This is a genomic window from Nocardioides plantarum (assembly GCF_006346395.1).
Classification (GTDB): domain Bacteria; phylum Actinomycetota; class Actinomycetes; order Propionibacteriales; family Nocardioidaceae; genus Nocardioides; species Nocardioides plantarum.
Genome location: NZ_VDMS01000005.1, coordinates 536,487 through 544,184 on the forward strand (window position 1 = coordinate 536,487; position 7,698 = coordinate 544,184).

General features: G+C 72.4%; 7 protein-coding genes. 4 read left to right on the forward strand and 3 right to left on the reverse strand.

Translation table 11 applies throughout. The features are described from left to right. Position 1: 1 nt before the first annotated feature. Complete coding sequence (gene glmU / locus FJQ56_RS21200) at positions 2 to 1,474, forward strand: bifunctional UDP-N-acetylglucosamine diphosphorylase/glucosamine-1-phosphate N-acetyltransferase GlmU (RefSeq protein WP_140011609.1); 1,473 nt, start codon at positions 2 to 4, stop codon at positions 1,472 to 1,474. Then, on the forward strand, positions 1,449 to 2,465 hold the full coding sequence (locus tag FJQ56_RS21205; protein ID WP_140011610.1) for a ribose-phosphate diphosphokinase: 1,017 nt from the start codon (positions 1,449 to 1,451) through the stop codon (positions 2,463 to 2,465). Before glmU ends, FJQ56_RS21205 begins: the two co-directional genes overlap by 26 nt. Positions 2,466 to 2,699: 234 nt before the next feature. Here the strand turns inward: FJQ56_RS21205 and pepN are convergent, their stop codons facing one another. Then, a complete protein-coding gene (gene pepN / locus FJQ56_RS21210) occupies positions 2,700 to 5,135 on the reverse strand; it encodes an aminopeptidase N (RefSeq protein ID WP_140011611.1) in 2,436 nt (811 codons plus the stop codon). A gap of 228 nt (positions 5,136 to 5,363) precedes the next feature. Here pepN and FJQ56_RS21215 point away from each other — a divergent pair, with 228 nt between their 5' ends. Both FJQ56_RS21215 and pth read left to right on the forward strand, forming a co-directional pair. Then, a complete protein-coding gene (locus FJQ56_RS21215) occupies positions 5,364 to 6,041 on the forward strand; it encodes a 50S ribosomal protein L25/general stress protein Ctc (protein WP_140011612.1) in 678 nt (225 codons plus the stop codon). A 98-nt stretch (positions 6,042 to 6,139) separates the two neighbouring features. Continuing rightward, the gene (gene pth, locus FJQ56_RS21220) at positions 6,140 to 6,727 is read left to right on the forward strand and encodes an aminoacyl-tRNA hydrolase (protein ID WP_140011613.1); all 588 of its coding nucleotides are present in this window, start codon (positions 6,140 to 6,142) and stop codon (positions 6,725 to 6,727) included. On the opposite strand, the gene FJQ56_RS21225 is transcribed toward pth, so the two are convergent. Then, complete coding sequence (locus FJQ56_RS21225) at positions 6,717 to 7,235, reverse strand: GNAT family N-acetyltransferase (RefSeq protein WP_140011614.1); 519 nt, start codon at positions 7,233 to 7,235, stop codon at positions 6,717 to 6,719. The two genes, pth and FJQ56_RS21225, sit on opposite strands and share 11 nt — an antisense overlap. Before the next feature lie 43 nt (positions 7,236 to 7,278). Then, on the reverse strand, positions 7,279 to 7,698 hold a 420-nt coding region (locus FJQ56_RS21230; RefSeq protein ID WP_140011615.1), incomplete at its 5' end, for an HNH endonuclease signature motif containing protein.

The window sequence follows — 7,698 nt, forward strand, 5'->3', positions numbered from 1 at the left end:
GGTGCCCCGTGACCTGACCGTGATCGTCCTGGCTGCCGGTGGCGGCACCCGCATGAAGTCCAAGACGATGAAGGTGCTCCACCCGGTCGGTGGCCGCAGCATGGTCGGCCACGTGCTCCACGCCGTCCTGGCGACCGACCCGAACCGCATCGTGGCGGTCGTCGGCCACCAGCGCGAGCAGGTCGGCCCCCACATCCAGCAGCTCGTGCCCGACGCGGTGCTCGCGGTCCAGGAGGAGCAGCTCGGCACCGGTCATGCGGTGCGGGTCGCGATGGACGTCGTCGGCGCCTCCGGGCAGACGACCGGCACCGTCGTCGTCGCCACCGGCGACACCCCGCTGCTCACGGGCGACACCCTGCGCGAGTTCGTCCACGAGCACCTCGCCTCCCAGGCCGCGGTGAGCATCCTCAGCGGCGTGGTGGACAACCCGTTCGGCCTGGGTCGCGTGGTGCGCAACGACGAGGGCGACGTCCTGGCGATCGTGGAGGAGAAGGACGCCTCCGACGTGACCCGCGAGATCCACGAGATCAACTCCGGCATCCTCGCCTTCGACGCCGCGTTCCTGACCGATGCGCTCCCGCGCATCGGCAACGACAACGCCAAGGGCGAGTTCTACCTCACCGACGCCATCGGCCTGGCCCGCGGCGACGGGCTGACCGTCAGCGCCCACCCGACCGACGACGTGGTGCAGACCGAGGGGGTCAACGACCGCGCGCAGCTGGCACGCGCCGGCGCCGAGCTCAACCGCCGCATCGTCGAGCGCTGGATGCGCGCCGGCGTCAGCGTGATGGACCCCGCCACCACCTGGATCGACGCCGACGTCGTGCTGGCCGAGGACGTCACCATCCTGCCCGGCACCCAGCTGCTCGGCGCGACCGTCGTCGGCGAGGACGCCGTCGTGGGGCCCGACACGACGCTCAAGGACACCGAGGTCGGGGCCGGGGCGCGCGTCGTACGCACGCACGGCGAGCTCGCCGTCATCGGCGCGGGTGCCACCGTGGGGCCCTGGTCCTACCTGCGCCCCGGCACCCGGCTCGGCGCGCGGGGCAAGATCGGCGCGTTCGTCGAGACCAAGAACGCCGTCATCGGCGAGGGCGCCAAGGTGCCCCACCTGTCCTACGTCGGCGACGCCGAGATCGGCGAGGGCGCCAACATCGGGGCCGGCACGATCTTCGCCAACTACGACGGCGTCGCCAAGCACCGCACGACCGTCGGTCGCCACGCCAAGACCGGTTCCAACAACACCTTCGTCGCCCCGGTCGCCATCGGCGACGGCGCCGGCACCGGCGCGGGCACCGTCGTACGCCGCGACGTGCCGCCGGGAGCGCTGGCGGTCAGCGCCGGTCCCCAGCGCGACCTCGAGGGCTGGACCCTCGCCCGACGTCCCGGTACCGACCAGGCGTCGGCCGCCGCCGAGGCCCTGGCAGAATCGCCCGCGGCGGTCGACCATGCGGACGATCCGACCGACGACTGAGGAGTCTCCCGTGACGGGCATCCAGAAGACCACCGAGAAGAACCTCATGGTCTTCAGCGGCCGGGCCCACCCGGCGCTGGCCCAGGACGTGTCCGAGATCCTCGGCACCCCGCTGGTGCCGACGTCGGCCTACGACTTCGCCAACGGCGAGATCTACGTGCGCTACGAGGAGTCGGTGCGCGGCTGCGACGCGTTCGTCATCCAGAGCCACACCGCGCCCATCAACACCTGGCTGATGGAGCACCTGCTCATGGTCGACGCGCTCAAGCGTGCCTCGGCCAAGCGGATCACCGTCGTCATGCCGTTCTGGGGCTACAGCCGCCAGGACAAGAAGCACCGTGGTCGTGAGCCGATCTCGGCGCGGCTGGTGGCCGACATGTTCAAGACCGCCGGTGCCGACCGCATCATCACCGTCGACATGCACGCCGACCAGCTGCAGGGCTTCTTCGACGGCCCCGTCGACCACCTGATGGCACTGCCGCTGCTCACCGACTACATCAAGGCCCAGTACGGCGGCCAGCAGCTCGCGATCGTCTCGCCCGACGCCGGGCGCATCAAGGTCGCCGAGCGCTGGTCGGCCCGCCTGGGCGGTGTGCCCCTGGCCTTCATCCACAAGAGCCGTCGCCTCGACCGTCCCAACGAGGTCGTCGCCAACCGGGTCGTCGGTGACGTCAAGGGCCGGATGTGCGTGCTGACCGACGACATGATCGACACCGGCGGCACCATCACCAAGGCCGCCGAGGCACTGGTCGAGGAGGGCGCCGCGGGCGTCGTCATCGCCGCGACCCACGCGATCCTCTCCGGGCCCGCCGTCGACCGGCTCAAGAACTCCCCGGCCGTCGAGGTCATCGTCACCAACACGCTGCCGATCGCCCCCGAGGCCGAGTTCGACAAGCTGACGACGCTGTCGATCGCGCCGCTGGTCGCGCGCGCCATCCGCGAGGTCTTCGAGGACGGCTCGGTCACCTCGATGTTCGACGGTCACGCATAGACACACCGCGAGGAACGAGCGGGGTGTCGCGAGGCGGGAGATCGAGCAAGCCCCGCGACCGAGGAACGAGGTCGCGACGGGCGCGTCGAGATCACCGCAGGCACAGGTCGACCTGAGCTGCACCTGCGGGGGTCTCGACTCGGACTCGCTGGCGCTCGCCCGGCTCGACCACCGTGGGAGGCGCGCTCCGGGGACACCCCGGTGGGTGGCGATCCGGCTCGACCACCGGTCCGGTCAGCCCCGGTCGTCGAGGGCGTCCTCCCAGTCCCGCCTGAGGATCGTGTTGGTGACGGCCGGCACCGCGGCACGCACGTCGGCCAGCTGGTCGGCGTCGAGCGGCACGGCCGGGAACGCCCGGCCCACGGCCTGCGCGAACGCCTGTCCGCGCTCGGCCAGCGCGGGTGCCTCGGCCAGGTAGCGGGCGACGTACGGCGCCACGAGGGCGGCCTGCTCGGGCTGCCACAGCCCGCCGGTGAGGGCCTCGAAGCGCCGGTTGGAGACACCGGCGTCGGTGGCCGCGGCCCAGGCGTCGGCCTTGGCCTGCGCGGTCGGTCGGGCGGCCAGCGCCCGGGCTGCGCCGATCTCACCGTCGACGGTGCCGTCACGACGACGCTCGCCCTCGACGTACGCCGCGTCCGCGGCGCCGATCGCGGCGAGCCGGGTCACGACCCGCCAGCGCAGCCCGGCGTACCACTCGAGCCCGTCGACCCCGTCGGCGTCGAGCCAGGACTCCAGCAGGGCCGCGTCACGCGAGGTCGACGCGAGGCCCTCGACGAACACCAGGCGGAGCTCGTCGTCGCCCGCCGCGGCGAGGCCGCGGGCGAACGCCGCGGAGAGGGACGCCACGGCGTCGCCGACGTCGGCCGCCGCGACCCGCTCGGGCAGGACCGAGCCGAGGGTCCGGGTGGCGACCGAGCCGACGATCATCGGGTGCGGCTCGACCGGGAGGTGGCGCGCCACCAGGTCGAGGTAGTCGTGGGAGGCGAGCCGCCGGGTGCGGACCGCCTCGAACCACTGGCCCCACACCACCGCGCGGGCCAACGGGTCGTCGAGCCGGGGGAGCCGGTCGGCGAACGCCGCGAGCGAGAGGTCGTCGAGCGCCACCTGGGCGTAGGTCTGGCTGCGGGCGTTGGGCAGCACGATCCGCCCGCGCAGCTCGGGCAGCCGCACCGGCTCGTCGCCGAGGTCGACGAGGTGTCCGCCCGCCGGGCTCAGCGCGTCGTCGTACGACGCCACCCAGAAGCGGTGGGGACGCGACCCGTCGCGGTGCAGCACCGGGGTGCCGTCGGCCTCGCGCTCGACGCGCACGGTGTCGAAACCGGTGGTGCGCAGCCAGGCGTCGGCCCAGCCCACCGCGTCCCGGTCGGAGACGGCGTCCAGCGCGGCGACGAAGTCGGTCAGTCGCGTGTTGCCGAACCGGTGCTGCGACAGGTAGGCGTTGACCCCGGCCAGGAAGGTCTCGTCGCCGAGCCAGGTGACCAGCTGGCGCAGGCTCGAGCCGCCCTTGGCGTAGCTGATCATGTCGAAGTTGGTGGCCGCGGCGTCCACGTCGGGCACGTCCTCGGCCTCCGGGGCGACCGGGTGGGTGGAGCGCCGGGCGTCGGCCCGATAGGCGTTGACCTTGCGGGCGGTCTCAAAGGCGACGAGCAGGTCGTGGTGGCCCACCGCGTCTCCGGCGACGCGGACGCCCATGTAGTCGGCGAACGACTCCTGCAGCCAGGTGTCCTCCCACCACGTCATGGTCACCAGGTCGCCGAACCACATGTGCGCCATCTCGTGGGCGATCGTCGACGCGCGGGCGGCCCGGAGCCGGTCGGTGAGCCGGCCACGGGGGAGGTACTCGTCGCGGTAGGTCACGCACCCGGGCGTCTCGAGCGCCCCCCAGTTCTGGCCGGGGACGAAGGCCTGGTCGTAGGAGTCGAACGGCATCGGCTCGTCGAACAGCGACGCGTAGTGGTCGAAGCACCTCTCGGTCGTGCTCCGCAGCTCGTCGAAGTCGCGGTCGAGCTCGTCGGCGAGCGACGCGCGCGCATGCCAGCCGAACGGCAGGCCGGCGTGCTCCCAGGTGCGGCTGTGCCACGGGCCGGCGCAGACCACGAACATCGCGGTCGGGATGGGCAGGGTGGTGGCGAACTCCCAGTGGCCGTCGTGCTGGTGGTGGACGCGTCCGTTGGCCAGGACCGTCCAGGCGGGGTCGGCGGTCACCTCGAGGTCCACGAGCGCCTTGAGGTCGTTCTGGTCGAAGCAGGGGAAGACCTTCTGTGCCACGTCCATGCCGAGGTACGCCGCGACGTAGGTCTCGCCGTCGGCCGGGTCGGTGAACGTGTGCATCCCGTCGCCGTCGGTCACGTAGGGCATCCGGGCCGTCACCACGACCCGTCGCGGGCAGACGTCCCCCGGCTGGTGCTCCGGGTGACGGCAGCGGTCCACCCCGGACAGGTGGAGGCGCTTGCCGTCGTACGACCACCCGACCCCGGGGTCGGCGTCGACCTCGAGGCCGACCGCGTCGGTGACCTCGAGGAACGTCGTCTCCTCCGAGCACTGGAACGTGACCTGGCACCTCAGGCCGTAGGTCCCCTGGCTGGGGTCGGTCAGGTCGAGCGCCAGGGCGTAGTGGACGTCGCTGACGGCAGCGGCACGGGCTCGGGCTTCGGCAAGGGTCAGGCTCACCCCCTCACCCTAGGGAGGCGTCGAGCAGCGGCCGCGCTCGATTGGCTGCGCTCGTACGTCGTCCCGTAAGGTTCACGAGTTGCCTCGGCGAGGGAGCTCACGCTCCGTGATCGACAGGGCCGGCCGTCCAGCCGAACTGACCAGGACGCCGCGCTGTCGCGCGGCGTTCGTTGCTTTTCGACCACCGCTCTCGCCGGGCCCGCCGACCCACACCACGAGGAGACCAGCATGTCCGACACCGAGAAGATCCAGGCCGAGAGCCGCACCGAGTTCGGCAAGGGTGCGGCCCGCCGCATCCGCCGCGACCACAAGATCCCCGCCGTGATCTACGGCCACGGCAACGACCCCGTCCACGTGACGCTCCCGGGCCACGTCACGACGCTCGCGCTCAAGCGCGGTGGCGCCAACTCCCTCCTCGAGCTCGACATCGACGGCTCCGCGCAGCTCGCGCTCACCAAGCAGATCCAGGTGGACCCCATCCGCCGGGTCATCGAGCACATCGACTTCGTCGCCGTCCGCAAGGGCGAGAAGGTCACCGTCGACGTCGCGATCAACCTCGTCGGCGAGGCCGGCCCCGACACGCTCGTCGTGCTCGAGAACCCGACCGTGCAGGTCGAGGCCGAGGCCACCACGATCCCCGAGCAGATCGACCTCGACATCGAGGGTCTGGCCGCCGGCACCCAGATCCTGGCCTCCGAGCTGTCCCTCCCGGCCGGCACCACCCTGCTGGTCGATGGCGAGACCCTCGTCGTCAACGTCACCGAGCAGATCAGCGCCGAGGCCCTCGAGGCCGAGCTGGAGGAGGCCGAGGCCGAGGCCGGCATCGAGCGCGAGGTCTCCGACGAGGAGATCGGCGACGCCCAGGTCGAGGCCGCCGCCATCGACAAGGCCGCCGACGAGGAGTGATCCTCCCGCGGCTCAGGTGGTTCCTGGGCCGGTTGATCTCACCGGTTCGCGCCGCTGACCCCTTCGGTCGGCGGCGCGACCCCGACCAGGAGTCCGACATGTCCGACGTGTGGCTCGTCGTCGGGCTCGGCAACCCCGGGCCCGGCTACGCCGGCAACCGGCACAACATCGGCTACCTGGTCGTCGACGAGCTGGTCCGCCGCCTCGGCACCCCGCTGCGCGCCCACAAGACCGGGCGCGCCGAGGTCGCCGAGGCGCGGCTCGGTACGCCGGGCAGCGACGGCCCGCGGCTGGTCCTCGCCCGGCCCCGGTCCTACATGAACGAGGTCGGCGGTCCGGTCAAGGCGCTGGCCACCTTCTACAAGATCGAGCCGTCCCGGATCGTCGTGATCCACGACGAGCTCGACATCGACTTCGGCACCCTGCGCACCAAGCTGGGCGGTGGCGACAACGGCCACAACGGTCTGAAGTCGCTGCGCTCGTCGTTCGGCACCGGCGACTTCTACCGGGTCCGCGCCGGCATCGGGCGCCCGTCAGGGCGCCAGGACGTCGCCGACTTCGTGCTCTCCGACTACTCCGGCGTCGAGCGCAAGGAGCTCCCGTTCCAGGTCGACTCCGCTGCCGACGCCGTCGAGTCGCTGGTCCTCCAGGGTCTCGACAAGACCCAGCAGAAGTTCAACTCCTGAGCCGCAGCGCCAGCTCCTCGATCCGCAGCGGCGAGCCCTCGCGCAGCGGCTCCCAGGCGCCGGTCGGCACGAACCCCCGGGCGACGTAGAGCCGGCGCGCCGCGTCGTTGCCCTGCGTGACGTGCAGCCGGACCTCGTCGTACGCCGGCCCGGGGCGCCGTGGCTCGCGGCACCACGCCACCAGGTCGTCGAGCACTGCGGCGCCGATGCCGCGCCCCCGCGCCACCGGGTCGGTCCACATGCCCCATACGCACGCCGTCGGCCCGCCGTCCGGCGCGAACGCGCCACCCATGCCCAGGCCACGCTCCTCGTCGACGCCGCTGCTCCCGAGGGCGACCAGCGTGAGACCGCCGTTGTCCGCCCGGTCGCGCCAGTCGGACTCGGTCAGCCCCTCCGCGAGTGCGCGGGTCGAGCCGAACGCGTCCGGGGCGTCGGCGAGCGCCCGCAGCCGTACGTCGCGCAGCAGCCGCCAGTCGTCCGGGGTGACCCGGCGCAGCTCGAAGGTCATGGCGGCCAGCCTGGCACGGGTGACGGCGGCCGGGAGCCCTTGTCTAGGTGCGTCGGTGGAAGGTGAGGGTGCCGTCGGGATGTCGTTGCATGTCGTAGCGGTGGTCGTGGGCGAGGTGGTGGTGGTGGGGGCAGAGCAGGATGCCGTCGTCGAGGTTGGTGGGGCCGCCGTGGGTCCAGGGGGTGAGGTGGTGGGCTTCGCACCAGGCGGCGGGGATGGTGCAGCCGCTGGCGCGGCAGGTGGTGTCGCGTAGTGCCATGGCTTTGCGTTGGTGGCGGTTGTAGAGGCGTTGGCTGCGGCCCAGGTCGAGGATGTGGGAGTCGCCGTCGAGGACGGCGGGGACGAGGTGGGCGGTGCAGGCCAGGCGGCGGGCGTGGGCCGCGGTGATGGGTTGGTCGCCGATCAGGGCGACGCCGGGCTCGCCGAGCTGGGAGAGGAGGGTGGCCAGGTCGAGGGTGACGAT